The organism is Plantibacter sp. ME-Dv--P-122b (assembly GCF_030209375.1).
In the GTDB taxonomy this organism is placed as follows: Bacteria; Actinomycetota; Actinomycetes; order Actinomycetales; family Microbacteriaceae; genus Plantibacter.
Genome location: NZ_JARVSC010000003.1, coordinates 579,135 through 604,939, shown reverse-complemented (window position 1 = coordinate 604,939; position 25,805 = coordinate 579,135). Strand labels below are relative to the sequence as shown.

The following is a 25,805-nucleotide window of genomic DNA, read 5'->3' as shown; positions in this document are numbered from 1 at the left end:
GATGAGCCGGTCGAAGGGCACCACGGGATCGTCCCCGACCCGTCGACCGGCTCCCGGGCCGGCCTGACGGCGCAGTCCGATCCCCGACTCCGATGTCGGGGGCGACGGCTACCATTGACACGTGGTCACAGCTCTGTATCGCCGGTATCGGCCCGAGACGTTCGCCGACTTGATCGGTCAGGCGCAGGTGACCGATCCCCTCATGACGGCCCTGCGCACCAACCGCGTCAACCACGCGTACCTGTTCAGTGGTCCACGTGGTTGCGGCAAGACGACGTCTGCGCGCATCCTCGCCCGCTGCCTCAACTGCGCCGAGGGCCCGACCGACACCCCGTGCGGCGTCTGCGCGAGCTGCGTCGACCTCTCCCGCGACGGCTCCGGCTCGCTCGACGTCGTCGAGATCGACGCGGCCAGCCACAACGGTGTCGACGACGCCCGCGACCTCCGCGAGCGCGCGATCTTCGCCCCCGCGCGCGACCGCTACAAGATCTTCATCCTCGACGAGGCGCACATGGTCACCCCGCAGGGCTTCAACGCCCTGCTCAAGATCGTCGAGGAGCCGCCGGAGCACGTGAAGTTCATCTTCGCGACGACCGAGCCCGACAAGGTGATCGGCACGATCCGCTCCCGCACTCACCACTACCCCTTCCGGCTCATCCCGCCGGCGCAGATGCTCGACTACGTCCAGCAGCTGTGCGAGAGCGAGCACGTGGGTGTCGAGGCCGGCGTGCTGCCGCTCGTCGTCCGGGCCGGTGGCGGTTCCGCCCGCGACACGCTGTCCCTGCTCGACCAGCTGATGGCCGGCTCCGAGGGCGACTCCGTCGACTACGAGCGCGCGGTCGCCCTGCTCGGCTACACCCACACGGCACTGCTCGACGAAGTGGTCGACGCCCTGGCCGCCCGCGACTCCGGTGCCGCCTTCAGCACCGTCGACCGCGTCATCCAGACCGGCCAAGACCCACGCCGCTTCGTCGACGACCTCCTCGAGCGACTCCGCGACCTCATCGTCGTGGCTGCCACAGGCGAGAACGCGGCGGCGGTCCTCCGCGGGCTCCCGCAGGACGAACTCGACAAGATGCTCGCCCAGGCGCGGGCGTTCGGCATCGCCGAGCTGTCCCGCACGGCCGACGTCGTGAACGAGGCGCTCACCCAGATGACGGGCGCCACGTCGCCCCGGCTCCACCTCGAGCTCATGATGGCGCGCATCCTCGTGCCCGCAGCCGACGACTCCGCTCGTGGTGCATTGGCCCGGGTGGAGCGGCTCGAACGTCGCATCGGCGTCGAGGGTGGTACTCCAGAGGCCCCCGGCACCGGGGCACCGGCCACCGCATCGGGCGCGCCGGCCGTCTCGGCCTTGGCGAACCCATCGGCAGCCGCCGCACCGGCATCGGCCCCGGCGTCCGCATCGCTCCCTGGGGCTGCATCGGTCCCTGAGCCTGCATCGGTCCCTGAGCCTGTCGAAGGGCGTCCGTCCAGCCCCGCGTCCGCTCCGTCGCACGCGGCGCAGGCCTCGCAGCCGCCCACCGCACCGACCCCCGCCACCCCTCGGGTCGGCCCGGTCACCCTGCAGCACATCCGCGACGCCTGGCCCGAGATCGTGGCGCGGGTCGAGAAGGCCGACCGCAAGGCCTGGATGATCGTCGTCAACACCCAGGTCGGCGGCTACTCGGACGACGACGTCCTCACGCTCGTCTTCGCGAACAACAGCGACCTCAACGACTTCAAGGCACGTCATGCGCCCGGCACCGGTGTCGCGGAGGTTCTGCGCACGGCGGTCCTCGACGTCCTCGGCGTGCGGGTGAAGTACCTCGCCAAGGTGGTCGGTGCCGATGAGCCGCCGGCACCGCGGGCCCCTGCGTCCGCCGCCGGTGCACCGTCATCGGAGGCCTCCGCCTGGTCGACCCCGAGCCTGCCGCAGACCGTCCCCGCCCCCGCGGCCCCGTCGTCGTCCGACAGCAGCGGCGGGTCGGGATCCCGCTCCTCGTGGCCCACCGTCGCACCGGCAGGCGGCGAGCCCGCCTCCGCCGCCCCGGTCGACGCCGAGTCGACGGCTGCTGCGTCATCGCCCGCGGGCCCGGCGGCCCCTGCCCCGGCGGGGGAGCAGACCTCCGTCTCCGCTTCCTCGTGGGCGACGGTCGCCCCGCCGGCCGATGAGCCCGAGCTGTCCCCGGTCCCAGAGCCGGTCCCTGAGCCCGTCGAAGGGCCCACGTCCGCGCCCGAGCCTGCTTCATCGACCCGGCCGTCTCCGGTCCCTGAGCCTGTCGAAGGGCAGCCCGGGCGACCCGCCGGATCCGGAGCACCCGAGACGCCGGCCGGCTCACCCGCGCCGCAGCAGCCGTCCGCCCCGCCGCGCCAGCAGGCACCCGCCCGAGGTCCGTCCAACGGCGACGCGCTCGGCTCGCGCACCGTCACGTGGGACGTCGTCTCGATCCCGTCCGACGACGACGCACCGCCGCCGGACGACGAGCCGCCCTACCCCGACCCGTTCGAGTCGTCGGCTCCTGCTCCATCCCCTGCGGCCGGCGCGCCATCTGCAGCTCCCGTCGGCGCACCGCAGGCCGCACCGGCTGCCGCACCGGTCGCCGAGCGGCGCCCGCAGCCGCCCGTCCGGATGCGCCAGGCGCCGCCGGTGCCGACGTCCCACCCCGCTGGCGACAACCGGTACGGCGAGAGCGTCGTCCGCGAGCTCCTCGGCGCCACATTCATCGAGGAGCAGCCGCACGAGCCGCGCTCCGGAGGGCGGTAGGCCATGTACGAGGGAATCGTCCAAGATCTGATCGACGAGTTCGGGCGGCTGCCCGGTATCGGTCCGAAGTCGGCGCAGCGCATCGCGTTCCACATCCTCCAGACGGAGTCGTTCGACGTGTCGAAGCTCGCCGAGCTGCTCACCGTCGTCCGCGAGAAGGTCAAGTTCTGCGAGATCTGCGGCAACATCTCCGAGCAGAACCTGTGCAGCGTGTGCCGCGACCCCCGTCGCAACCCGGCCCTCATCTGCGTCGTCGAAGAGCCGAAGGATGTCGTCGCCATCGAGCGTACGCGTGAGTTCCGCGGTTTCTACCACGTGCTCGGCGGCGCCATCAGTCCGATCGACGGCGTCGGACCCGACGACCTGAACATCCGTCGTCTCATGCAGCGCCTCGCCGACGGCACCGTCACCGAGGTCATCATCGCGACCGACCCGAACCTCGAGGGGGAGGCGACCGCCACCTACCTCAGCCGGCTGCTCCTGCCGATGGGGATCCGAATCACGCGTCTCGCCTCCGGCCTCCCGGTCGGCGGCGACCTCGAATACGCAGACGAGGTCACCCTCGGTCGCGCCTTCGAGGGCCGCACCGTCGTCAGCGGCTGACCCCGCCGCCTCGTCGCCCGCCCCTCCACCCCCTTCTTGCCATCGGTCCTTTCTCAGGAGTCGTCCGGTGTGTCGTGCCTGCTGGGTTGTGCCGCGCCGAGGGACTCCTGAGTTCGGGCAACTGGGTCGGCGTCAGGCTCGGGTCGGTTTGCCGGGCGAGGGGTCTGCTTCCGGTCGGTCCCTTTCTCAGGAGTTGTCCGGTGTGTCGGGGCTGGTGGGTTCCGCCGTGCCGACGGACTCCTGAGTTGGGGCAACCGGGCGCGCCTCAAGCGTCGGCGGAGGGCGCCGGCCACTCGGCGACGACCGGGCGGGCCGACAGCTGTCGACCGATCGCGGAGAAGCCGAGCTTGCGGGCGACGGCGCGTGAGCCGGGGTTCGTGTCGGCGGCCCGCCACTGGGGGAGGAGTCCTGCCGCCAGCGCGTGCTCGACCGCGGTCGAGGCGAGCCGGGTCGCGAGACCGGTCCCTCGAGCCTCCGGGGCGGTCAACGCCGTGACGTGCGCGACGCCCAACGGCCACGACCGGTAGCCGGCGACGGCGAGCACCCGACCGTGCTCGCGCACCGAGAACAGCGGCGAGGTGATGCCGAAGATCCCGCTCTCCGAGGCCTCGTCGTCGCCCACCTTCGACAGCAGCGACTCGATGGCGGGATCGCTCGCCTTGCTCGCCACCACGTCGATCTCCTCGGCCGGTCGGAACCGCCCGGGCAGCAGGTAGTCGAGCGTCGCCGGCCCGAGGACCTCGGCGACCTGCACACGCGAGCGCAGGAACTCGACCGTCCCGACGCTCCTCGGCGACTCGTCTTCGATGGCGAGCCGCCTGGCGGTGTCCTCATCGGGCACGATCGCCAGGGCGCTGCCGTCGATCTCGACGACGCCGATCCATCCGGGCGGGCACGCCATCGAGCCGGCGTTCACGACGACGGCGACCCTGCCGGCGGAGAACCGCGCGGTCGGCGAGGCGAGCCCCTGCCAGAGGCGTCGCACCGTCGCGAGCACCCGCGCGTCTTCCTGCTGCATAGGCCAACCCTACCGATGCCCACCCGCCTCCCCACCGCAGGAGATCGGCCCGACAGCAGGACCGAACGGGCCGAAGCGTCCCGCTGCTGGGCGGATCTCCTGCCGCCGGGAGCGGGTCGTCACATGAACAGCGCGGAATGCCCGGATGGGTAGGATGATCGCTGGGCCGCTCGTGCCCGCACCGACTTCCCCAGGAGATCCGATGGCATTGATCGTGCAGAAGTTCGGCGGGTCCTCCGTCGCGGACGCCGAGAGCATCAAGCGCGTGGCGAAGCGCATCGTGGAGACCCGAAAAGCGGGCAACGAGGTCGTCGTCGCCGTCTCGGCGATGGGCGACACGACCGACGAACTGCTCGACCTCGCCCACGAGGTGACGCCCATCCCGGCGCCCCGAGAGCTCGACATGCTGCTGTCGAGCGGCGAGCGCATCTCGATGGCGCTCCTCGCGATGGCGATCAGCAGCATGGGCTACGTCGCACGGTCCTTCACCGGCAGCCAGGCCGGCATGATCACCGACGCCCAGCACGGTGCCGCGCGCATCGTCGACGTCACCCCCGTGCGCCTGCGCGAGGCCCTCGACGACGGCGCCATCGTCATCGTCGCCGGCTTCCAAGGCTTCAACCGCGACACCCGCGACATCACCACGCTCGGTCGTGGCGGCTCCGACACCACGGCCGTCGCGCTCGCCGCCGCCCTCGACGCCGACGTCTGCGAGATCTACACCGACGTCGACGGCATCTTCACCTCCGACCCCCGCGTCGTCCCGAAAGCCAGGAAGATCGATCGCATCTCCAGCGAGGAGATGCTGGAGCTCGCGGCCTCGGGCGCCAAGGTCCTCTACATCCGCGCCGTCGAGTACGCACGCCGCCACGGCGTGACGCTCCACGTCCGGTCGTCCTTCAACAACAACGAAGGCACGCTCGTCCTCAACGACGCGAGCCGCAACAACCCAGGAGCAGGTGAGGCACCCATGGAGCAGCCCATCGTCGCCGGAGTCGCGACCGACCTCAGCGAAGCCAAGATCACCGTCGTCGGTGTCCCCGACCTGCCGGGCAAGGCGGCGGAGATCTTCACGATCGTCGCGAAGTCGGGCGGCAACGTCGACATGATCGTCCAGAACGTGTCCACCGCCGTCTCCGGCGTCACCGACATCTCGTTCACCCTGCCGAAGCCCGAGGCGCAGCAGGTCCTCCGCGCGCTCGCAGCCGAGCAGGAGCGGGTTGGCTTCTCGGCCATCCAGCACGACGACCAGATCGGCAAGCTCGCCCTCGTCGGTGCCGGTATGCGCACGAACACCGGTGTCTCGGCGAAGCTCTTCGAGGCGCTCAGCGCAGCGGGCATCAACATCGAGATGATCTCCACGAGCGAGATCCGCATCTCGGTCGTCACGCGCGCCGACACCCTCAACAAGGCCGCGAACGTGGTCCACTCCGCGTTCGGTCTCGACGGCGAGGACGAAGCCGTCGTCCACGGTGGCACCGGCCGCTGAGCCGACCAGCGACCGACGGGCGCGACCCCGCCGATCCTGATGCAAGATGGTTCACAACAACCCCCTGAAACCAGAGGAATCCCCATGAGCAACGGTGTACGTGTCGGTGTCGTCGGAGCGACCGGTCAGGTCGGCAAGGTCATGCGCCGCCTGCTGGAGGAACGCGAGTTCCCGATCAGCGAGATCCGCTTCTTCGCGACGGCACGTTCGGCGGGCACGACGCTCCCGTTCCGTGGCCAGGACATCGTGGTCGAGGACGTCGAGACGGCCGACCCGAGCGGCATCGACATCGCCCTGTTCTCGGCCGGCGCGACCGGCTCCCGCACGCAGGCTCCGCGGTTCGCCGCTGCCGGTGCGCTCGTCATCGACAACTCGAGCGCGTGGCGGATGGACCCCGAGGTCCCGCTCGTCGTCAGCGAGGTGAACCCGCACGCCATCAAGGACGCGGTCAAGGGCATCGTCGCGAACCCCAACTGCACGACCATGGCGGCGATGCCGGTCCTCAAGGTGCTCGACGCCGAGGCCGGCCTCACCCGCCTCATCGTCAACACCTACCAGGCGGTCTCCGGGTCCGGGCTCGCCGGTGCGGCTGAACTCGCCGGACAGATCGAGGCCGCGGTCGCCCAGGGCGACCTCACCCGACTCGTCCACGACGGTTCGGCGATCGACTTCCCGGCCCCCGAGAAGTACGTCGCCCCGATCGCCTTCGACGTCATCCCGCTCGCCGGTTCGATCGTCGACGACGGCTTGGGCGAGACCGACGAGGAGAAGAAGCTCCGCAACGAGAGCCGGAAGATCCTCGAGCTCCCGGAACTGCTCGTGTCGGGCACCTGCGTGCGCGTGCCCGTCTTCACGGGACACTCGCTGTCGATCAACGCCGAGTTCTCGCGCGACCTGTCGCCGGAACGGGCGATCGAGCTGCTCAGCGACGCTCCGGGCGTCCAGCTGTCGGAGGTGCCGACGCCGCTCGAGGCCGCCGGTGCAGACCCGTCGTTCGTGGGGCGCATCCGTCCGGACCAGAGCGCGCCGGCAGGCAAGGGCCTCGCCCTGTTCATCTCGAACGACAACCTGCGCAAGGGTGCCGCCCTCAACGCCGTGCAGATCGCCGAGATCGTCGCGGCCGAGCTGCTCGCACAGCCCGCCGCGGTCTGACCGGCCCTCCCTCCACCCGATCGGGGACGACGACATGGCCCGCCAGCGACCACGCCTTCGCCGACGGTGGTTCGTCGCGTTCATCGCGGCGGCCGTCGCCGTCACCGCGGTGATCACCGTGAGCGGTCTGCGTGCCGACGTCCAGCAGACGACGGTCGCCCGAGCCGACGCCGCCGGCTCCGAGGTCGCCGTCGGGCCGCTCGTGGCCTTCTACGGCGACTCCTACACGAAGGGCTCGGCGGCGTCATCGCCCGCCGCCCGCTGGTCCTCGCTCGTCGCGCAGGCCGAGGGGTGGACGGAGTACAACGCCGGCTACCCGGGTCTCGGCTTCGTCCGCAAGCGCGACAAGGTCGGCGACGTCGCGGCCGACGTCATCGCGCAGCACCCCGAGGTCCTCATCGTCGCGCTCGGCATCAACGACAACTTCGAGTGGACTGGCAACGAGCAGGCGATCCAGGACGCGATCCTGCCGGAGTTCCAGCGGCTGCGCGACGGGCTGCCGGGCACCCGCATCATCGTGGTGGAGCCCTGGTGGTACACCGCTGAGCGACCGGCCTCCGTCGAACAGATCATCGGGTGGGTGCACGACGCCGCCGACACCATCGGGGCCGACTACATCTCCGGGGCGTCGCACTGGCTGGACGAGGACCCGGCGACGTGGATCTCAGCCGACGGCCTCCACCCGAGCGACGCCGGGTATGCGCACCTCGCTCAGCGCATGCTCGAGGAACTCGACGCCCTCACCCCTGCGCTCCCCGGACGCTGACCCGGCGGTCGGACAGTCTGGTCGAAGTGTCTCGACATCGAGCGATCTCACTGCACGCGATCAGCGACAGCACGCGGGTGGAGAGCTCGGGCCTCGCCGCGACTAGACTGCTCTGGTGACCGAAACCATCGACGTAGCCCTCATTGGTGGTGGCATCATGAGCGCCACGCTCGCCGCCCTCATCCACCAGGTGCAGCCTGACTGGAAGGTCGAGGTGTACGAGCGCCTGAGCGACGTCGCACTCGAGAGCTCCAACCCGTGGAACAACGCCGGGACGGGCCACGCCGCACTGTGCGAGCTCAATTACATGCCGCAGGACGCCCACGGCCAGGTCGACCCGGCGAAGGCCATCGGCATCAACGAGCAGTTCCAGCTCAGCCGTCAGTTCTGGTCGCACCTCGTCGAGGAGGGCCTGCTCGGAGCACCCGACACCTTCATCAACCCGACCCCGCACATGACGTTCGTGCGCGGCGACAAGGACGTCGAATACCTCCGGAAGCGCTACGAGGCGCTGAAGGACCAGCCGCTCTTCGCCGGCATCGAGTTCTCGGAGGACCCGGCCGTCATCGCCGAGTGGGCTCCGCTCCTCATCAACCGTCGCGCCGTGGGCGAGCGCATCGCGGCCACCCGGATCACCGCGGGCACCGACGTCGACTTCGGCTCGCTCACGCACAAGCTCTTCGACGCGGCACCGAACGCGCACGTCCGCACGAACCACGAGGTCCGGTCGCTCAAGCGGCTGAAGGACGGCACCTGGCGCATCCGTGGCCGCCAGACCCTCGGTCGTTCACCGATGGAGATCAACGCCCGCTTCGTCTTCGTCGGCGCCGGTGGATGGGCGCTCAAGCTGTTGCAGAAGTCCGGCATCCCCGAGATCAAGGGCTACGGCGTCTTCCCCATCGGCGGGCAGTTCCTCCGCACCGACAACCCCGCGGTGGTCTCGAAGCACCAGGCCAAGGTCTACAGCCAGGCCTCGGTGGGGGCCCCGCCGATGTCGGTCCCGCACCTCGACACCCGCGTCGTCGACGGTCAGGCGAGCCTCCTCTTCGGCCCGTACGCGACGTTCAGCCCGAAGTTCCTCAAGCGCGGATCGATGCTCGACCTCGTCACCCAGGTGCGACCGCACAACCTCCTCCCGATGCTGGCGGTCGCGAAGGACAACCCGAGTCTGATCACCTACCTCATCGGGCAGCTCCTGCAGTCCCGCAAGCAGAAGATGGACAGCCTCCGCGAGTTCCTGCCGACGGCGAAGGACGAGGACTGGTATCTCATCGAGGCCGGGCAGCGCGCCCAGGTGATGAAGAAGGACAAGGCCAAGGGCGGCGTCCTGCAGTTCGGCACCGAGGTCATCACGGGTGCGGACGGCACGATCGCGGGCCTGTTGGGCGCTTCCCCCGGCGCGTCGACGGCCGTCCCGATCATGCTCGACGTCCTCCGCAAGTGCTTCCCCGACCGCATGACCGCGTGGGAGCCGAGGCTCCGCGAGATGATCCCGACCTACGGCTCGACGCTGAACGACGTCCCCGCGACGGCCGCGAAGGTCCTCGAGAGCACCGCCGAGGCCCTCGACATCTCGCTGTAGCCGCCGCACGGGCGCTCGCCCGGTCGGTCGTCGGATGCGACAGGTGCAGCTTGGGACCCTAAGCTTGCCTGGTGGCGAAACTGTACTTCCGATACGGGGCGATGAACTCCGGCAAGAGCACCGCTTTGCTCCAGGCGGCGTTCAACTACGAGGAGCGCGGCCACCGCGTCCTCCTCGCCAAGCCGTCCCTCGACACGAAGGGCGACGCCGCCATCGTCAGTCGCCTCGGCGTGACCCGCGACGCCGACTTCCTGCTCGGTCCTGACGACGACGCGGTCCTGGTGTTCGCAGAGCACCGCCGCCGGGTCGTGCAGGAGACCGGTGAGGACGTCAGCTGCCTGCTCGTCGACGAAGCGCAGTTCCTCCACGGTGAGCAGGTCGACGACCTCCTGCGCATCGCGCTGCTCGAGGGCATCCCGGTCCTCGCCTACGGCATCCGGACCGACTTTCAGACCGTCGCGTTCCCCGGGAGCCGCCGCCTCCTCGAGGTGGCCCACAGCCTCGAGGAACTCAAGACGATCTGCCGGTGTGGCCGGAAGGCGATCTTCAACGGCCGCCGGTTCGGTGACACCTTCGTCTTCGACGGCGACCAGGTCGCCATCGACGGCACGACCGTCACCTATGAATCGCTCTGCGGCGTCTGCTACCTGCAGGAGTCCGGCGGACGCCTGTCCAGCACGCCCACCGTACGTCCCATCAGCGAAGGATCACACGCATGAAGCTCTCCGTCATCGGCTGTGGCTACCTCGGGGCCGTGCACGCGGCCGCCATGGCGTCGATCGGGCACGAGGTCGTCGGTATCGACGTCGACCCGTCCAAGATCGAGGCGCTCGCCGCCGGACGCTCGCCGATCTTCGAGCCCGGCCTGCCTGAGTTGCTGCTGGCCGGCGTCGAGTCGGGCCGCCTGCGGTTCAGCACGGACATGGCCGACGCGGCCGGGGCGACCATGCACTTCGTCGCGGTCGGCACGCCGCAGAAGGCCGGCTCCAACGCGGCCGACCTGCGCTACGTGGACGCCGCGGTGACGGCCCTCCTGCCGCACCTGTCCGCCGGTGACGTCGTCGTCGGCAAGTCGACCGTCCCCGTCGGCACCGCTGCGCGCCTCGCGGAACTCGTCGCCCCCACCGGCGCCGTGCTCGCCTGGAACCCCGAGTTCCTGCGGGAAGGCTTCGCCGTGCAGGACACCATCGCGCCCGACCGACTCGTGTACGGGCTGCCGCCGGCTCCCGAGGACGCCGCCGTCGCGCGAGCCGCCTTCGACGAGGTCTACGCCCAGGCGCTCTCGACCGGCACGCCGCTCGTGGCCACCGGGTACTCGACCGCGGAGCTCGTGAAGGTCGCCGCGAACGCGTTCCTCGCCACGAAGATCTCCTTCATCAACGCGATGGCGGAGATCGCCGAGGTCACGGACGCCGACGTCACGGAGCTCGCCGACGCGATCGGCTACGACGCCCGGATCGGTCGCCGCTTCCTCAACGCCGGTGTCGGGTTCGGCGGCGGCTGCCTGCCGAAGGACATCCGCGCCTTCACCGCTCGCGCCGAGGAGCTCGGCCGTGGGGAGTCGGTGGCCTTCCTCAAGGAGGTCGACGCGATCAACCTGCGCCGCCGTCAGCGTGTCATCGACCTCGTCGTGGAGGAGCTGGGCGGGAGTGCTTACCAGAAGCGGGTCGCAGTGCTCGGGCTCGCGTTCAAGCCCGACAGCGACGACGTCCGCGACTCGCCGGCCCTCGACGTCGCCGTCGGTCTCAACGGACTGGGTGCGCAGGTGCTCGCCTTCGACCCGGAAGCCGTCCCCAACGCGCGTCGGCTCCATCCGCAGCTGAAGTTCGCGGACTCGGCGGAAGAGGCCGTGACGGACGCGGACATCGTCGTCGTCGTGACCGAGTGGAAGGCGTTCCGTGCCCTGGACCCCACGGCCGTCGCCGAACTGACCGCGGGTAAGACGATCGTGGACGGACGCAACTGCCTCGACGTGGACGCCTGGCGGGGCGCCGGGTGGCGTTACATCGGTCTCGGTCGTCCGTGACCGGTGACGAGTAACCGGACGACGAGCACGATCGTCGCGCCGAGCAGCCCTCCGGCCGCATTGGCGTAGACGTCGGCGATCGTCGCGACGCGTTCGGGGAGCAGCGTCTGTCCGAGTTCGATCGCGACCGAGAACACGGTCGTCGTCAGCGGTGCGACCCACCAGAGCCGCAGCGGCAGCTCCAGCGCGAGCAGGGCGCCGAGTGGGATGAACAGCACCACGTTCGCGGCCGATTCGACGAAGCGGTAGTCGAACCAGGCCGGCGCGCCAGCGGCCTGCAATCGGTCGAGGATCGCGAGCAGCGTCGTCCGACCGTCGGCGTCGACGGGCGTCGGCCAGAACGCGATGCCCAGCATGACGCACAGGCAGAGCAGCAGCAGGATCCCGATCACGATGCGCGGCGTGCGGGTCATGTGCGGTGCGGCTCCAGATCGGTCGGCGAGGGTGCTGACAGCACCTCGCAATCGTAGGCCATGAGCGGCCGAGAGCCCGGCTGCCGCGGGCGCCGCTCACCCCTGAAAGGGGGCGTGCACCGACCCTCGGTGGCCGTCATCCGGCGGTTAGGCTGTGCCTACCCGAACAAGGAGCACTCTTGGCTGACCCACGCCCGGCGACGGCCGGCATCCGCCTGCCCGACCGCCGGCGCCTGCGGCTGTGGTGGATCGCATTCGCCGTCCTCCTCGTCGTCCTCGCGCTCGGAGCATGGCTCGGCGTCCGGGCGTCCCTGGCGAAGAACGCGCTCGAAGCCGCACAGTCCGAGGCGAAGTCGCTCCAGTCGGCCGTGCTCTCGGGCGACGCGAGCGGCACCGAAGCCACGCAGCGTGCACTCACGCAGCACACCGCCGAGGCGGTGTCCCTGACGAGTGATCCCATCTGGAGGGCGGCCGAGGCGGTCCCGTTCCTCGGCGTGAACTTCTCCGCGGTGCGACAGGCTGCCGCTGCGACCGACGACGTCGCGGTCGATGTCGTGCCGAGGGTCGTCGAGATCGCCGATCAGGTCAAGCTGTCGTCGCTGCTCCCCGGGGACGGGTCGATCGCGACGGAGCCGCTCCGTGCCGTCGCACCCACCGTGGCCGAGGCTGCTGCAGCGGCGGACGCCATCGCGGGCCGCGTGGACACGATCGGCACGGACGGTGCGCTGCCGGTCGTCGCCGACGCCGTCGAGAAGCTCACCCGGACGATCACCGGTGCGTCCACGATGCTCGACACCGCGGCGCGGGCCACTGCGCTCCTGCCGGACATGGCGGGTGGGGCCGGGCCTCGGAACATCATGGTCATGATCCAGAACAACGCGGAGCTGCGCTCGAGTGGCGGCATCGCCGGGGCGGTGGCCCTCATCCACGCGGAGAACGGCGTCATCTCCTTCGTCGGCACCCGGGGGAGCGACGACTTCTCCGGATTCCCCGCCCCCGTGCTGCCGCTCACCCCGTTCGAGCAGAACGTCTACACCGACAACCTCGGCCGGTACATCCAGGACACCAATCTCACGGTCGACTTCAGTCGCACCGGGGAGCTCGCCGCAGCCATGGGGACCCAGGTGTTCGGCGTGCCCATCGACACCGTGGTCGCCGTCGACCCCTACGTCCTCGCGCACCTGCTGCAGGCGACCGGACCCGTCTCCCTCCCGGACGGCACCGAGCTCACCGCCGACAACGCGGCGAAGACGTTGCTGAGCGACGTCTACGCCCGGTTCCCGGACCGGCTCGTACAGGACGCGTTCTTCGCCGCGGTCTCGGGTGCGGTGTTCGAGGGCATGATCTCCCGCTCGCCCGACCCCGGCGCCCTCGTCCAGGCCCTGTCCGAGTCCGGCGCGGAGAACCGTCTCCACGTGTGGAGTGCGGTCCCCGCCGAACAGGCGTTGATCGCCCAGACGAGCCTCGCCGGGATCCCACCGGCGACCGACGACGCGGCGGTCTACACCGGGGTCTACCTCGAGGACCTGACTCGCGCGAAGATGGACTACTACCTGGAGACGAAGGTCGACATCCGCGACGCGCGGTGCACGAAGCAGGGCGCCGAATACGTCGTCGCCGTCACCCTGACGTCCACCGCGCCGACGGATGCCGCGACCTCCCTGCCGGACTACGTGACCGCGGGAGGGCGTTTCGGCACCCCCGCGGGAGACATTGCGACGCGCGTCGTGATCCACGGTCCGCTCGGCGCGACCCTGCTCGGAGCGAGCGACGGCGAGGACCTGCCGGTCAAGGCCGTGACCGACCCGAACGGTCGTCTCTACGCGCAGACCGACGTGACCCTCACTCCGGGGGCGACAACGGAACTCGTCTTCACGGTGCTCGCTCCGAAGGCCTCCGACGTACCCCCAAACCTGGTCACAACCCCCGGAATCACGGGCAAAACGACCATTTCAGCCTTCCCTCGGTGCGGCTCCTGACATAGCATGACAACACCTCAGGAAGCCACGCACCCGAATTCGTGACCCTGGGGAACCTCGCGCGGACGCCCACCCGAAATCGGCGGACGCAGGGGGTATTCGACGTTCCTTGGGGATATCAACATGAAGCGCACCCTTGCCCTAGCATCGCTCTGCCTCCTGGCAGTCTTCGCGGCCCCGACCGCCGCGAGTGCAGCGACCGACTCGTCCACGTACGGCCCTGCCGGCTGTGCGACCCTGACACCGGTATCGGTGACCCAGGGGGAGTCGACCGTCTTCCGCTGCGACGGAACCTTCGACCCCGGCACCCCGGTGACGGTCACGGTCGCCGGGCCCGGCTGCAGCATTCCCGCTGCGAAGCCCAACACCGCCGGCGCGACCGAGCAGGCCGCCGAGCAGAGCGCCGTGCCGACGTCCGGCACGTTCAGCGCCGACGCCGCCCGAGCGTTCGCGGTGACGATCGAGACCAGCAAGACCGCCTCCGGCACCTGCATGGTCACGGCGACCCAGGGCGCGACCACCGAGAGCGCCTCGTTCCAGGTCTCGGAGCGCGAGTTCGCCTCGACCGGCTTCGACGGTGGAGCCCTGCCGTGGATCGGTGGAGGCCTCCTCGTCGTCGGTGCCGGCGTCGTCGGAGCGATGGCGATCCGTCGCCGCAAGACGGCCTGATCCGTCGGTCGGGATCCGTGGTCCGAGCGGTACTCCGCTCGGACCGCGACCTGGCGGGAGGGCTCCTCTCCCTCATGGGCTTCGGCCTGGTACCGTGCTCGCCCGGCATGGCGTCAGACGGACAGGTCCTACCCCCAAAGGTGGTCACATCCGCGGAATTCCGCGGTTTTTCCGCCCTGATGAGATGACGGCTGCCCTAGCATGATGACGGCCATGGAGGCCACGAGCGATCAGTGCTCGGCTCCAGGCCGTGTCCGCATGTCGCATCACGCAGCGCATGCGCCATCCGCACACTTTAGGGGCCCGCACATGAAACGAACTCTCTCCGCCGCCGCACTCGTCCTCCTCGCCGTCGTCGCGCTGCCCACCGCAGCCAACGCGCTCGAGGGCGACAGCTACGGTCCTGGCAGCTGCAACTCGATCACGCCGGCGAGCGTCGCGCGCGGCGCGGCGGTCTCGTACTCGTGCTCGGACTTCTGGGCTGCGAACCAGACGGTGTCGATCACCATCGACTCCTCCGTGGCCGGCGTCTCGGCTCGCACCCTGTCGACCGTCGCCGACGAGGCCGGTGACATCCAGGTCTCCATCGACACCGCCGGGGACCCCGCGGGCACCTACACGCTGACCGCGACCCAGGGCGCCGTGACCGACTCGTCGGACTTCACCGTTCTGGACCCTGCGGACGCCGCTGCGGCCGCCGCATCAGCGTCCGACCCGTCTGCCGGGGGCAACGCCCTCGCCGACACCGGATTCGCCGGAACCGCCCTCCCGTGGGTGGCCGGCGGGCTCCTCGCCGTCGGTGCCGCCGCGCTCGGTACCGTGATGGTGCGTCGCCGCCAGCAGGCGTAAGATCACGGATCGGCCGGGCGGCGATGGCGGCGTCCGGTTGATCCGGTCCGGGATGCACCGATTCCAGGAAGTGGCGAACAGCCGCTGAAAAATCGGCTATCCTAGACAAGGCCTTCGGGCCATCGGGGTGTGGCGCAGTTTGGTAGCGCGCTTCGTTCGGGACGAAGAGGTCGTGGGTTCAAATCCCGCTACCCCGACAGCAAAGCCCGGTCGGACGAGAAATCGTCTGGCCGGGCTTCTCTGTTTCTCCGGAAGAGTCCCGGTCCCTGAGCCTGTCGAAGGGCAGTCAGGCCCGGTCAGACCACCGTGCGACGGGGGAGGAGCGTCACGAGCGACGCTTCCGGCCGGCAGGCGAAGCGCACGGGCGCGTAGATGGAGGTCCCGACGCCCGCGGACACGTTCAGGTACGCCGAGCGGAGGGCATGGCGCCAGACGCTGAGCCCCTTCACCTGCTTGCGAGGGATGTCGCAGTTCGTCACGAGCGCACCGTAGCCCGGCACGCAGACCTGGCCGCCGTGGGTGTGCCCCGCGAAGATGAACTGCGCGCCCTGCGTCACGAACGCGTCGAGCACTCGCCGATACGGAGCGTGCATCACGCCCACCGTCACGGTGTGCGCCAGCGACGGGTCGTCGGTCTCCAACGTCTCGGCGTCCAGTCGCTCGTCGATGAGCGCCGTCAGGGTGTCCAGGCGGTCGAAGTGCTTGTGTGGGTCGTCGACGCCGAACAGGTCGAGGCGGGTCCTGCCCACCGAGATCTCACCGACCGCGTTGTTGAGGTCGATCCACCCGAGTTCGTCCATGAAGAACCGCTCGAGCGCGCCTGTGTCGAGGGTCGTCGGCGAGACGTGCTTCGAGGACGTCTGCGTGAAGTACTTGAACGGGTTCTTCGCCGTCGGGCCGTAGTAGTCGTTCGAGCCGTGCACGAACGCCCCCGGAACCCCGGCGAACACCGAGAGCGCAGCCCGGATCCCGTCGATGCCCTGCTCATGTCCCAGGTTGTCGCCCGTGTTGATCACGACGTCCGGCCGGAGATCGGCCAGCGACCGCAGCCAGGCCTGTTTGCGGCGCTGCCAGGGCGCCATGTGGAGATCGGACAGGTGCAGCACGGTGATCGGCTCGGCGTCGGGCGGGAGGACCGGAGCGGTCACCCTGCGGAGCGTGAAGGCGTTGCGCTCGACGACCGACGCGTAGCCGAAGGTGAGGGCTCCGAGGCCCGCCACGACAGCTGCTGCCGTTCCGAGTCTGCCGCCGGTGCTCATGGGTGCCGCCATCGATCGTCTCCTCTTCGGTCGCCGAGTGGTGCCGACCGTCCCACGAGCGTACCGGCTGCCCCTCCGAAGATCCCCGGAGTGCATCAGCCCGGAGCGACGAAGGGCCCGACCGGAAACCGGTCGGGCCCTTCATCCTGACGTCAGGACGCTAACAGCTGGTCTTCGAGACGGTCACCGTGATCTTGCCGTCCTTGCGCGCCGCAGTGCCTGCCGGCGGATCGACCCCGGTGATCTTCGGAGTCGTCGCTGCCGGGTCGACCACACACTTCTGTCCGACGTTCGCGAAGCCGGCGCCTTGGATGGCCGCCTTCGCGTCCTCGTAGCTCGCGGCCGCACTCACGTCAGGCACGGCAGCGAGCAGCCCGTTGCTCGTGTAGACGGTGATGATCGAACCCTTCGGGACCGTGCCGGCCGGGTTGGTGCTCGCCGCCTGCCCCGCGGGAAGCACCGAGTCGGCCGCGCCACCGTTCGCGAAGCCGAAGCCCGCGTCCTCGAGGATCTTCTGCGCTTCCTCGATCGTCTTCCCTGCCACATCGGGCACCTGGATCGACTGACCGTTGATGAGCGACGGGTCGGGGTCGCCGAACGCGTCGCCACCGAACTTGGCGTTCGCGACCTCCATCACCCGCGGCCAGATCTTGTGTCGGATCGTCGCGGCCTGCCCGGCGTCGAAGTAGGTACGGCGGAGGTTGACGTGGCCGGTCGCGTTGAAGACGCCGACGACGGTCGCCGCCTTCGTGCTCGCGCCGCTCATCCAGGTGGCCTCGTTGTTGTCGGTGGTGCCCGTCTTACCGATGAGGGGGACGCCGTCACCGATTCGAGAGGAGCTCGTCGTTCCGCCATTGAACGTCGCCTGAAGTGCGACGTTCGCCGTGGCGGCGACATTGGCCTCGAGTCCGACTCGGCAGTTCGCCGAGGGAACGGGGATCTCGGTGCCGTCGGGCTTCACGACCCGGTCGATCGCGATCGGGTCGCAGGTGACGCCACCCGCGGCGAAGGTCGCGAAGGCCGTCGCCATACTCAGCGGAGCGACCTCGTTGGTGCCGAGGACCGTCGCAGGAGACTGCAGGAGGGGGCCGCCGTCGGCGCGGTGCACGCCCATCGACTCGGCCGTCTTGCGGATGCCGCAGAGGTCGAGCTGCTTCGCCATCGCGATGAAGCCGGTGTTGATGGACTGCTTCGTCGACTGGAGCGCGGTGTACTGGCCACCGTTGCCACCCTCGTCGTTGCCGGGGTTCCAATCGGAACCGGCGTACACGGTGCCGCCGTCGGCACAGGAGTCCTTGAAGGTGCCCCAAGGCGAGCGCTTCCGGCCGTCGACGCCTTCGTTCAGACCGTGGCCTTCCTTGAGCCACTCGGCGAGGGTGAAGGTCTTGTACGTCGATCCGGGTTGGAAGCCGGTGGAACCGCCGTAATCGACGTCGGTGTTGTAGTTGACCGCGGAGTAGTTCGCTCCGGTCGCCAGGACGTCGGGGTCGTTGGAATAGTCCTTGTTCTGCGCCATCGCGAGGATGCGACCCGAGCCGGGCGCGACCGTCACGGCGACCGCGCCGATGTCGAGCTGGTCGCTCACCCGCGGGATGAGCTCGTCGATCGCCGCCTGTGCAGCGCTCTGGACATCGATGTCGAGCGTCGTGAACACGCTGTAACCGCCACGGTTGAACGCGGCCCAGCGCTCGTCCTCGGTCGCGCCGAAGATCGGGTTGTTCTGGAACACGCGGGTGACGTAGTCGCAGAAGAACCCGGCGCCCGCGACGACGTTGACGGCCGTCTGGCAACCCGTGCTGGCCGGGTTGATGGTGGGCGTGATGGCCGTCGCGATAGCGACGTCGTACTGCTCCTGCGTGATCTTGCCCTCTTTGATCATCTGATCGAGGACGTAGTTCCGTCGGTCGAGGGTGAGCGCGTACCCGTTCGCTGCGCCGTTCGTCTCGCTCTCGGGACGGTCGAGACGCAGGGTCTCCGGATTGTTGACGATCGCCATGAGCGTCGCGGCCTGCTCGAGGTTGAGGTTGGCGGCGGAGGTTGCGAAGTAGTAGTTGGCTGCGGCTTCGATGCCGTAGGTGCGGCCGCCGAAGCCGGCGATGTTCAGATAGCCGCGCAGGATGTCCTGCTTGCCGTAGCGTTTCTCGAGGCCGATGGCCATGCGCATCTCCTTGAGCTTGCGCTCCGGGGTCGCCTTCGTCGCCTCTTCGTACGCGGCCTTCATCTTGGCCTCGTCGGTGATGGCCTCGGCCTTCTGCACCAGCACGTTCTTCACGTACTGCTGCGTGATGGACGAACCACCCTGCAGGTCGCGGCCCGTCGCGCTGATCGCGACGGCTCGGATCGTACCCGTGAGGTCGACACCGCCGTGCTCGTAGAAGCGCGGGTCCTCAGCCGAGACCGCCGCGTCCTTGACGAACTGGTTGATCTGGTCCCAGCCGACCTCGATGCGGTTCTGCTGGTAGAAGGACGCGAGCAGCTGCGGGTTGCCGGCGCTGTCGGTCGCGTAGATGCTGGACTTCTGTGCCAGCTCGTCGAGCGCCAGGTAGTCGGGCAGACCGTCGAACACGTTGATCGTGCTGTTGGTCGCCATCCCCGTGACGGCGAGGGCCGGGGTGACCGTGGCGGTGACGAGGACACCCGCTGCGACGCTCAGGCCGAGAAAGCCGAGGAAGCCGCCGAGCACACCGGTGGCCGTGCGATGTTGTTGAGGCATGGATCGATGCTAAGCGACAATCCTGAAAAAGGCCCGCTCAGCGCCGCGTTGAAACCCGATCGTTGCCGCCGGGCGGCGCGGGGTAGCTGCCGGTCGGCGTCAGACCGGCAGCCGCCTCAGATCACCCGGGTGAGCCGTTCCCGTTCCCGTTCCCGGCACCGCCGCCGTTCCCATTGCCGTTCCCCGGGGCTGCCGGGCCGCCGTTCTCGCCAGTCCCGTCGGTGTCCCCGCCGTCGCCGGGTGCCGGTGTCGGCGCCTCGCTCGGTGCCTGCGTCGGGTCGGTCGTCGGCGTCGGGGCGGGGGTCGAATCCTCGCCGCTGCCACCAGTCCCGTCGCCCTGCAGCGTGGCGCGGTCGGCCGCGGGGAAGTCGCCGCCCGGGTACTTGGCGAGCGCGGCCGACATGACCTCCGGCCAGATGTAGTGCCGCATGGACGCGACCTGGGTGCCGTCGATGTAGGTGTCGCGGAGGTTGACGTGTCCGCTGACGTTGAAGGTGCCGACGACCGTCGCGACCGTCGTGCTCGCGCCGCTCATCCAGGTGGCCTCGGCGTTGTCGGTGGTCCCGGTCTTGCCGATCAGCTCACCGACGCCGTCGGTGCGGGCGCCGGAGGCGGACGCGGTACCGCTCGACACGACACCTTGGAGGACATCGTCGGCGGCGGCGGCCACCTTCGCGTCGACCGACTGGCGGCAGTTCGCCGAGGGGACCTCCGCAGTGGAACCGTCGGGCTTCGTGATCGAGTCGATCGCGATCGGGTCGCAGGTCTTGCCGCCGGCGGCGAGCGTCGCGAAGGCGGTCGCCATGCTCAGCGGAGCGACCTCGTTCGTGCCGAGCACGGTCGCGGGGGAGTTGTTCAGTGGCGCGCCGTCGGCACGGTGCACGCCCATCGACTCGGCGGTCTTGCTGATGTCGCAGAGGTCGAGTTCCTGCGCCATCGCGATGAACGCGGTGTTGATCGACTGCTGCGTGGCGCGTCTCACGGTGTAGGACCCCGATTCGCCCTCGTCGTTCCGCGGACTCCACCCGGCCTCCGCCTGCTCCGTCCCACCCGGGACGCAGCTGTTGGTGAAGGTACCCCAGTCGGATCTGCGATTCGCGTTGATCGACTCGTTGACGCCCTTGCCCGACTTCAGCCAGTCCGTCAGGGTGAAGATCTTGTACGTCGACCCGGGCTGGAAGCCGGCCGAGCCGCCGTACGCCTGGTCGGTGTTGTAGTTGATCGCGCTGTAGTTCGGGCCCGTGGCGAGCACGTCGGGATCCTGTGAGTAGTCCTTGTTCTGGGCCATGGCGAGGATCCGGCCACTGCCCGGCTGGACACTGACGGAGACGGCACCGAGGTCGAGCTCGGTCGTGGTCTTCGGCACGTACTCGTCGATCGCGGCCTGCGATGCGTTCTGCAGGTCGAGGTCGAGGGTCGTGAAGACGCTGTACCCACCGCGCTTGAAGTTCGTCCACCGTTCGTCCTGGGTGGCGCCGAAGATCTCGTTGTTCTGCAGCACCTGGGTCACGTAGTCGCAGAAGTAGGCGGACGACCCGGCCGCGGAACAGCCGGTGACGGGTGGCACGATCGTCGGGGTGATCGGCGTCGCCACGGCGGCGTCGTGCTGCTCCTGGGAGATCTTCTGCTCCTTGAGCATCTGGTCGAGCACGTAGTCCCGTCGCGTCTTCGTCAGGGCGTAGCCGTTGGCCGCGCCGTTGTCGGCGCTGTCGGGCTTGTCGATCCTCAGGTTCTCGGGGTTGTTGACGATCGCGAGCAGCGTCGCCGCCTGCTCCAGCGTGAGGTTCGCCGCCGTGGTGTTGAAGTAGTAGTTGGACGCGGCCTCGATCCCGTAGACGCGTCCGCCGAAGCCGGAGATGTTGAGGTACCCGCGGAGGATGTCCTCCTTGCCGTACGTCTTCTCGAGACCGATCGCGAGCCGCATCTCCTTCAGCTTGCGCTCCGGGGTCGTCGCGGTCGCCTCCTCGTAGGCCGCGTCGCTCTCCTTCTTGTCGGGGATCGCCTCGGCCTTCTGCACCAGGACGTTCTTCACGTACTGCTGCGTGATGGAGGAGCCACCCTGCGTCGACCCGCCGGCGGCGTTGTTGACGACCGCGCGGACGGTGCCCGCGAGGTCGACGCCACCATGCTCGAAGAAGCGGGGGTCCTCGGCCGAGACCGCGGCGTCCTTGGCGAACTGGGAGATCTGGTCCCAGCTGTCCTCGATCCGGTTCTGGTCGTAGAAGGACGCGAGCAGCACCGGGTTGCCCGCGGGGTCCTTGGCGTAGATGCTCGACTTCTGGGCGAGCGAGTCGAGTTGGAGGTAGTCGGGGAGGCCGTCGAAGACGGAGATGCCCGTGGAGGTGGCGAGACCGGTCATCGCGATGGCAGGGGTGACCGCGGCGGTGGCGAGCACACCGGCGGCGACGCTCAAGCCGACGAAGCCGAGGACGCTCTGCGCGACCGTCTTCGCGGGGGTACGTGGTTCAGGCATAGGATCGAAGGTAAGCGGGGAAACTGTGAGCGAGCTTCACTCGGTGTTCGCCATGAAGATCCCCTGCGCGTCCGCCTCTCCGTGCGGAGCGCCCGATCGAGGAGAGACATGACCCGCTGGGAGTACCTCACCACGCCGTTGATGATCCACAACACGGCTGCCATCCTGAACAACTGGGGCGGGGAGGGTTGGGAGCTCGTCCAGGTCGTCACCGGTCCGGAGGGTGGGCTCGTCGCCTACCTCAAGCGCCCCATCGCCGACTGACCCGACGCCCCGGAGGAACCCCCATGTCTCAGATCGCCGACCGACTCGCCGAGCTCGGTATCACCCTGCCCACCGTCGTCCCGCCCGTCGCCGCCTACATCCCCGCGGTGGTCTCCGGCGAGCACGTCTTCACCTCGGGCCAGCTGCCCATGACCGACGGCAAGCTCCCCGCCACCGGCAAGGTCGGTGAGGGCGACGGACTCGTCTCGCCCGCCGACGCCAAGACCTACGCCCGGACGTGCGCCCTCAACGCGCTCGCCGCGGTGGAGAGCCAGATCGGTTCGCTCGACCGCGTCACCCGCATCGTGAAGGTCGTCGGCTTCGTCGCCTCCGACCCGGCGTTCACCGGCCAGCCCGGTGTCATCAACGGTGCGTCAGAGGTCCTCGGCGAGATCTTCGGCGACCTCGGCGTGCACGCCCGATCCGCCGTCGGCGTCGCCGTGCTCCCGCTCGACTCTCCGGTCGAGGTGGAGCTCATCGTCGAGTTCGCGTAGCGCCTCCCCGCGCCACATGCACGAGAGCCGGATGGAATCACTGATTCCGTCCGGCTCTCGTGCATTCAGCGATGCCGCCCTTGAGCGACGGCAGCCACCACGGATTGCTCCACCCGCTCCCACTCGTGCATCACCTGCTGATAGCTGAAACGGAGCACGGTGTAGCCGAGCAACACCAATCGCCGATCCTGGCGCAGGTCCCGACTCCGCTGCTGCGGTTGCTGGTGCGGGGCATGCCCATCGAACTGCAGAACGAGTCGACGGCCGATGAGACCGTCGACTCGGTGGCCGTCGACGACGGCCTGTTGCTCCATGCGCAATCCGATCCGCTCGAGTCGGATTCTGGAGATCGTCTCGATGCCCGAGTCCGCCAAGCCGGTGCATTCCGCGACGACGGCGCGGAAGCGCGTCGAACGAGTCTCCAACCGCACAAGGTGGTCACGATCGATGAGGCCCATGCGAATTGCGGACTCGGTCGTCGTCAGCGCGGATTCGAAGGGTTGACAGGTCGCCAAGTGGATGAGGGCCGTCTCGACGGGCTCGACCAGTCGGCGGCTACTCGTGCCTGGCGGAGTGCGCATCCAGTGGAGCTTCACCTCGGGAGGTGAGGGTTCCGATGAACTCGCCCTGACGCTCACGTGGACGAGTCCGTCGTCGATGACCCAGAGTCCCAGCGCGCGAGCCGCGCTGAGGCACGTCAGCTTCCCTCCCCGCGCTGCCGCCGTGGTCAGAGCGGTCGGAGCGGTGGCCGTCGCGAGCCATCGGCGACGAATGAGTCGGAGGGTGCCGGCTCTGAGAGCGGAGTCGATCTGCGTTCGTGTCGCGCCAAGCTCGATCGCCTCCCGGCGTTCAGCGATGCCGCCGTGTCGATCCAGCCATCCGATGAGGTCCATGCTGGCAGCTTGACCCAGGCGGGGTGCGACCGCCGGTGGGAGCGGAACGGATGTGGACGGTCAGGTCGTGATGCGTGCCTGGGAGGCGGTCGCCACATGCACGAGAGCCGGATGGAATCACTGATTCCGTCCGGCTCTCGTGCTTCGAGCATCGGGTCAGATGCTCTTCACCATCTTGTCGGTGATGATCTGCATGACCGTCGTGTCGGCGAGCGTCGTGGTGTCGCCGACCTCGCGGCCCTCGGCGACGTCACGCAGGAGACGGCGCATGATCTTGCCCGAGCGCGTCTTCGGCAGTTCGTTCACGAGGTAGACCTCGCGTGGGCGGGCGATCGGACCGATCTGTTCGCCGACCCAGCTGCGGAGCGCCCCGGTGATGTCCGCGAGTCCCGACGCCTGCTCGAGGTGGGACTCCTTGATGATGACGAACGCGACGACCGCCTGCCCGGTGGTCTCGTCGGCCGCACCGACCACGGCTGACTCGGCCACCATCTCGTTGGCGACGAGCGCCGACTCGATCTCAGCGGTCGAGAGCCGGTGCCCGGAGACGTTCATGACGTCGTCGACGCGGCCGAGCAGCCAGACGTCGCGGTCCGAGTCGAGTCGGGCGCCGTCGCCGGCGAAGTAGAACGGGCCGCCCTCGACGTCCCAGAACTTCTCCCAGTAGGTCTCCTTGAACCGCTCGGGGTCGCCCCAGATGCCGCGGAGCATCGACGGCCAGGGCTCGGTCACGACGAGGAGCCCGCCGCCGCCGGCACCGACGGCGTCACCGGCGTCGTCGACGACGTCGATGGCGATGCCCGGGATCGGGACCTGCGCGCTGCCGGGCTTCGTCGACGTGACGCCGGGGAGGGCCGACACCATGATCGCCCCCGTCTCCGTCTGCCACCAGGTGTCGACGATCGGCGCGACCTTGTTCCCGATGATCTTGCGGTACCACATCCACGCCTCGGGGTTGATGGGCTCGCCCACCGAGCCGAGCAGGCGGAGTGACGACAGGTCGAACTGCTTCGGGATCTTGCGACCGAGCTTCATGAAGGAGCGGATCGCCGTCGGCGCCGTGTAGAAGATGCTCACGCCGTACTTCTCGATGATCTCCCACCAGCGTCCCGGGTGCGGGGCGTCCGGCGTGCCCTCGTAGAGCACCTGCGTCGCGCCGTTCGCGAGGGGTCCGTAGGTGACATAGCTGTGACCGGTGATCCAACCGATGTCGGCCGTGCACCAGTACACGTCGGTCTCGGGGTGCAGGTCGAAGACGTTCTTGTGGGTGAACGCCGTCTGCGTCAGGTAGCCACCCGAGGTGTGCAGGATGCCCTTCGGCTTCCCGGTGGTGCCGGAGGTGTAGAGGATGAAGAGCGGCTGCTCGGCGGGGAACGGCTGCGCCTCGTGCTCGGATTCGGCGTCGGCGATGGCCTCGTGCCACCAGAGGTCGCGCCCGGCCGTCCAGTCGACCTCGTTCTCGCCGCGGCGGACGACGAGTACGTGGTCCACGGTCGCCTGCACGGGCAGTTCTCCGCGACTCGCGAGCGCCGCGTCGACGGCGGGCTTGAGCGCGGAGACCTTGCCCTTGCGGTAGCCGCCATCGGCGGTGATGACGAGCTTCGCCTCCGCGTCGTCGATCCGGGAGCGCAGGCTGTCGGCGCTGAATCCGCCGAAGACGACCGAGTGGACCGCGCCGATGCGCGCGACGGCGAGCATCGCGACGATCGCTTCCGGGATCATCGGCAGGTAGATGGCGACCCGGTCGCCGGCTTCGACGCCGAGGCTGGTGAACAGGTTGGCCGCGCGCTTGACCTCGGCCGTGAGCTCGGCGTAGGTGATCGTGCGGGTGTCGCCGGGCTCGCCTTCCCAGTGGAGTGCGACGCGGTCGCCGTTACCGGCCTCGACGTGCCGGTCGAGGCAGTTGTAGGCGACGTTCAGCTCGCCGTCGTCGAACCAGGTCGCGAAGGGAGGGTTCGACCAGTCGAGGGTCTTCGAGAACGGCTTGCTCCACGTGAGCAGCTCGCGGGACTGCTCGGCCCAGAAGGCGAGCCGGTCACTCGACGCCCGCTCGTAGAGCTCGGCGCTGGCGATCGCCTGCGCGGCGAACTCCTCCGACGGTGGGAATCGTCGGTCTTCGTGCAGCAGGCTGTCGATCTGAGTGCTCATCGTGTGTGTCTCGCTCCCTTGCGAATCCGCGTTCCTGACCCGACCCACCGAAGCGGGTCGAGTCCGTGCCATGCACGAGCGTAGCGCGTTCTCGGTTGCGGATTTGTCACTCATCCGAACAAATTCGTGGGCCCAGTCTGTGAATGATCTGGGCATGGTAGGGAAACCACTCGATCTGGGGTCGTCTGAATGCTTGTATTCCCCGTCCACTGGCGTACACTTGGACCCGGCCGAATACACATTCGTGCATGCAGTGCCAGCGATTCCCC

At 69.1% G+C, this 25,805-nt stretch carries 20 protein-coding genes and 1 tRNA gene; 14 read left to right on the top strand and 7 right to left on the bottom strand.

All coding sequences use genetic code 11. The annotated features are described in order from the left end of the window. Positions 1-121 precede the first annotated feature (121 nt). Together QRN19_RS07545 and recR are read left to right on the top strand one after the other, a co-directional pair. Positions 122-2,746: a DNA polymerase III subunit gamma and tau gene (locus QRN19_RS07545; protein WP_285026132.1), complete on the top strand. Its 2,625-nt coding sequence runs from the start codon at positions 122-124 to the stop codon at positions 2,744-2,746. Positions 2,747-2,749: 3 nt separating this feature from the next. Next, on the top strand, positions 2,750-3,349 hold the full coding sequence (gene recR, locus QRN19_RS07540) for a recombination mediator RecR (protein ID WP_056014479.1): 600 nt from the start codon (positions 2,750-2,752) through the stop codon (positions 3,347-3,349). Positions 3,350-3,614: 265 nt separating this feature from the next. Here the strand turns inward: recR and QRN19_RS07535 are convergent, their stop codons facing one another. Beyond that, positions 3,615-4,367, bottom strand: a complete 753-nt coding sequence (locus QRN19_RS07535) for a GNAT family N-acetyltransferase (protein WP_064296091.1) — start codon at positions 4,365-4,367, stop codon at positions 3,615-3,617. Positions 4,368-4,569: 202 nt separating this feature from the next. Between QRN19_RS07535 and QRN19_RS07530 the strand changes: the two genes are divergently transcribed. From QRN19_RS07530 to QRN19_RS07505, 6 genes are all read left to right on the top strand, one after another. Continuing rightward, positions 4,570-5,856, top strand: a complete 1,287-nt coding sequence (locus tag QRN19_RS07530; RefSeq protein ID WP_079706865.1) for an aspartate kinase — start codon at positions 4,570-4,572, stop codon at positions 5,854-5,856. A gap of 84 nt (positions 5,857-5,940) precedes the next feature. After that, complete coding sequence (locus QRN19_RS07525) at positions 5,941-7,008, top strand: aspartate-semialdehyde dehydrogenase (protein WP_194645251.1); 1,068 nt, start codon at positions 5,941-5,943, stop codon at positions 7,006-7,008. A gap of 34 nt (positions 7,009-7,042) precedes the next feature. Then, positions 7,043-7,774, top strand: a complete 732-nt coding sequence (locus QRN19_RS07520) for an SGNH/GDSL hydrolase family protein (protein WP_285026130.1) — start codon at positions 7,043-7,045, stop codon at positions 7,772-7,774. Between the two features lie 115 nt (positions 7,775-7,889). Continuing rightward, positions 7,890-9,356, top strand: coding sequence for a malate:quinone oxidoreductase (locus QRN19_RS07515; RefSeq protein ID WP_285026129.1), 1,467 nt, complete (start codon positions 7,890-7,892; stop codon positions 9,354-9,356). Between the two features lie 71 nt (positions 9,357-9,427). Then, positions 9,428-10,075, top strand: coding sequence for a thymidine kinase (locus QRN19_RS07510; RefSeq protein WP_285026128.1), 648 nt, complete (start codon positions 9,428-9,430; stop codon positions 10,073-10,075). Then, on the top strand, positions 10,072-11,382 hold the full coding sequence (locus QRN19_RS07505) for a UDP-glucose dehydrogenase family protein (RefSeq protein ID WP_285026127.1): 1,311 nt from the start codon (positions 10,072-10,074) through the stop codon (positions 11,380-11,382). The genes QRN19_RS07510 and QRN19_RS07505 overlap by 4 nt, the downstream gene beginning before the upstream one ends. Here the strand turns inward: QRN19_RS07505 and QRN19_RS07500 are convergent. Beyond that, positions 11,358-11,795 carry a VanZ family protein gene (locus QRN19_RS07500; RefSeq protein WP_285026126.1) on the bottom strand — a complete coding sequence of 146 codons (438 nt, stop codon included), beginning with the start codon at positions 11,793-11,795 and terminating at the stop codon, positions 11,358-11,360. The two genes, QRN19_RS07505 and QRN19_RS07500, sit on opposite strands and share 25 nt — an antisense overlap. A 179-nt stretch (positions 11,796-11,974) precedes the next feature. Here QRN19_RS07500 and QRN19_RS07495 point away from each other — a divergent pair, with 179 nt between their 5' ends. The 4 genes from QRN19_RS07495 to QRN19_RS07480 all read left to right on the top strand — a co-directional run bounded on the left by QRN19_RS07495 (position 11,975) and on the right by QRN19_RS07480 (position 15,489). Further along, entirely contained in the window at positions 11,975-13,774 is a 1,800-nt protein-coding gene (locus tag QRN19_RS07495; protein ID WP_285026124.1) for a DUF4012 domain-containing protein, read from the top strand. 123 nt (positions 13,775-13,897) lie between these two features. Then, positions 13,898-14,443 (top strand): hypothetical protein, encoded by a 546-nt coding sequence (locus tag QRN19_RS07490; RefSeq protein WP_064296099.1) that lies wholly within the window; start codon positions 13,898-13,900, stop codon positions 14,441-14,443. Between the two features lie 309 nt (positions 14,444-14,752). Then, on the top strand, positions 14,753-15,292 hold the full coding sequence (locus QRN19_RS07485; protein WP_285026122.1) for a hypothetical protein: 540 nt from the start codon (positions 14,753-14,755) through the stop codon (positions 15,290-15,292). A 123-nt stretch (positions 15,293-15,415) separates the two neighbouring features. Continuing rightward, a tRNA-Pro gene (locus QRN19_RS07480) sits at positions 15,416-15,489 on the top strand. 99 nt (positions 15,490-15,588) lie between these two features. Here the strand turns inward: QRN19_RS07480 and QRN19_RS07475 are convergent. From QRN19_RS07475 to QRN19_RS07465, 3 genes are all read right to left on the bottom strand, one after another. Next, a complete protein-coding gene (locus QRN19_RS07475; RefSeq protein WP_244650744.1) occupies positions 15,589-16,563 on the bottom strand; it encodes a metallophosphoesterase in 975 nt (324 codons plus the stop codon). A gap of 148 nt (positions 16,564-16,711) precedes the next feature. Then, a complete protein-coding gene (locus QRN19_RS07470; protein WP_285026121.1) occupies positions 16,712-19,264 on the bottom strand; it encodes a transglycosylase domain-containing protein in 2,553 nt (850 codons plus the stop codon). Positions 19,265-19,385: 121 nt separating this feature from the next. Further along, on the bottom strand, positions 19,386-21,737 hold the full coding sequence (locus tag QRN19_RS07465; protein ID WP_285026120.1) for a transglycosylase domain-containing protein: 2,352 nt from the start codon (positions 21,735-21,737) through the stop codon (positions 19,386-19,388). A gap of 108 nt (positions 21,738-21,845) precedes the next feature. On the opposite strand from QRN19_RS07465, the gene sp36 reads away from it, so the two are divergent. Together sp36 and QRN19_RS07455 are read left to right on the top strand one after the other, a co-directional pair. After that, the gene (gene sp36, locus QRN19_RS07460) at positions 21,846-22,001 is read left to right on the top strand and encodes a Sp36 family protein (RefSeq protein WP_162852301.1); all 156 of its coding nucleotides are present in this window, start codon (positions 21,846-21,848) and stop codon (positions 21,999-22,001) included. 23 nt (positions 22,002-22,024) lie between these two features. After that, on the top strand, positions 22,025-22,495 hold the full coding sequence (locus QRN19_RS07455) for a RidA family protein (RefSeq protein WP_079706877.1): 471 nt from the start codon (positions 22,025-22,027) through the stop codon (positions 22,493-22,495). A 65-nt stretch (positions 22,496-22,560) separates the two neighbouring features. On the opposite strand, the gene QRN19_RS07450 is transcribed toward QRN19_RS07455, so the two are convergent. Both QRN19_RS07450 and acs read right to left on the bottom strand, forming a co-directional pair. Further along, positions 22,561-22,953, bottom strand: coding sequence for an endonuclease domain-containing protein (locus tag QRN19_RS07450; protein WP_285026119.1), 393 nt, complete (start codon positions 22,951-22,953; stop codon positions 22,561-22,563). Positions 22,954-23,544: 591 nt separating this feature from the next. After that, positions 23,545-25,536 (bottom strand): acetate--CoA ligase, encoded by a 1,992-nt coding sequence (gene acs, locus QRN19_RS07445; RefSeq protein WP_285026117.1) that lies wholly within the window; start codon positions 25,534-25,536, stop codon positions 23,545-23,547. Between the last annotated feature and the right edge of the window lie 269 nt (positions 25,537-25,805).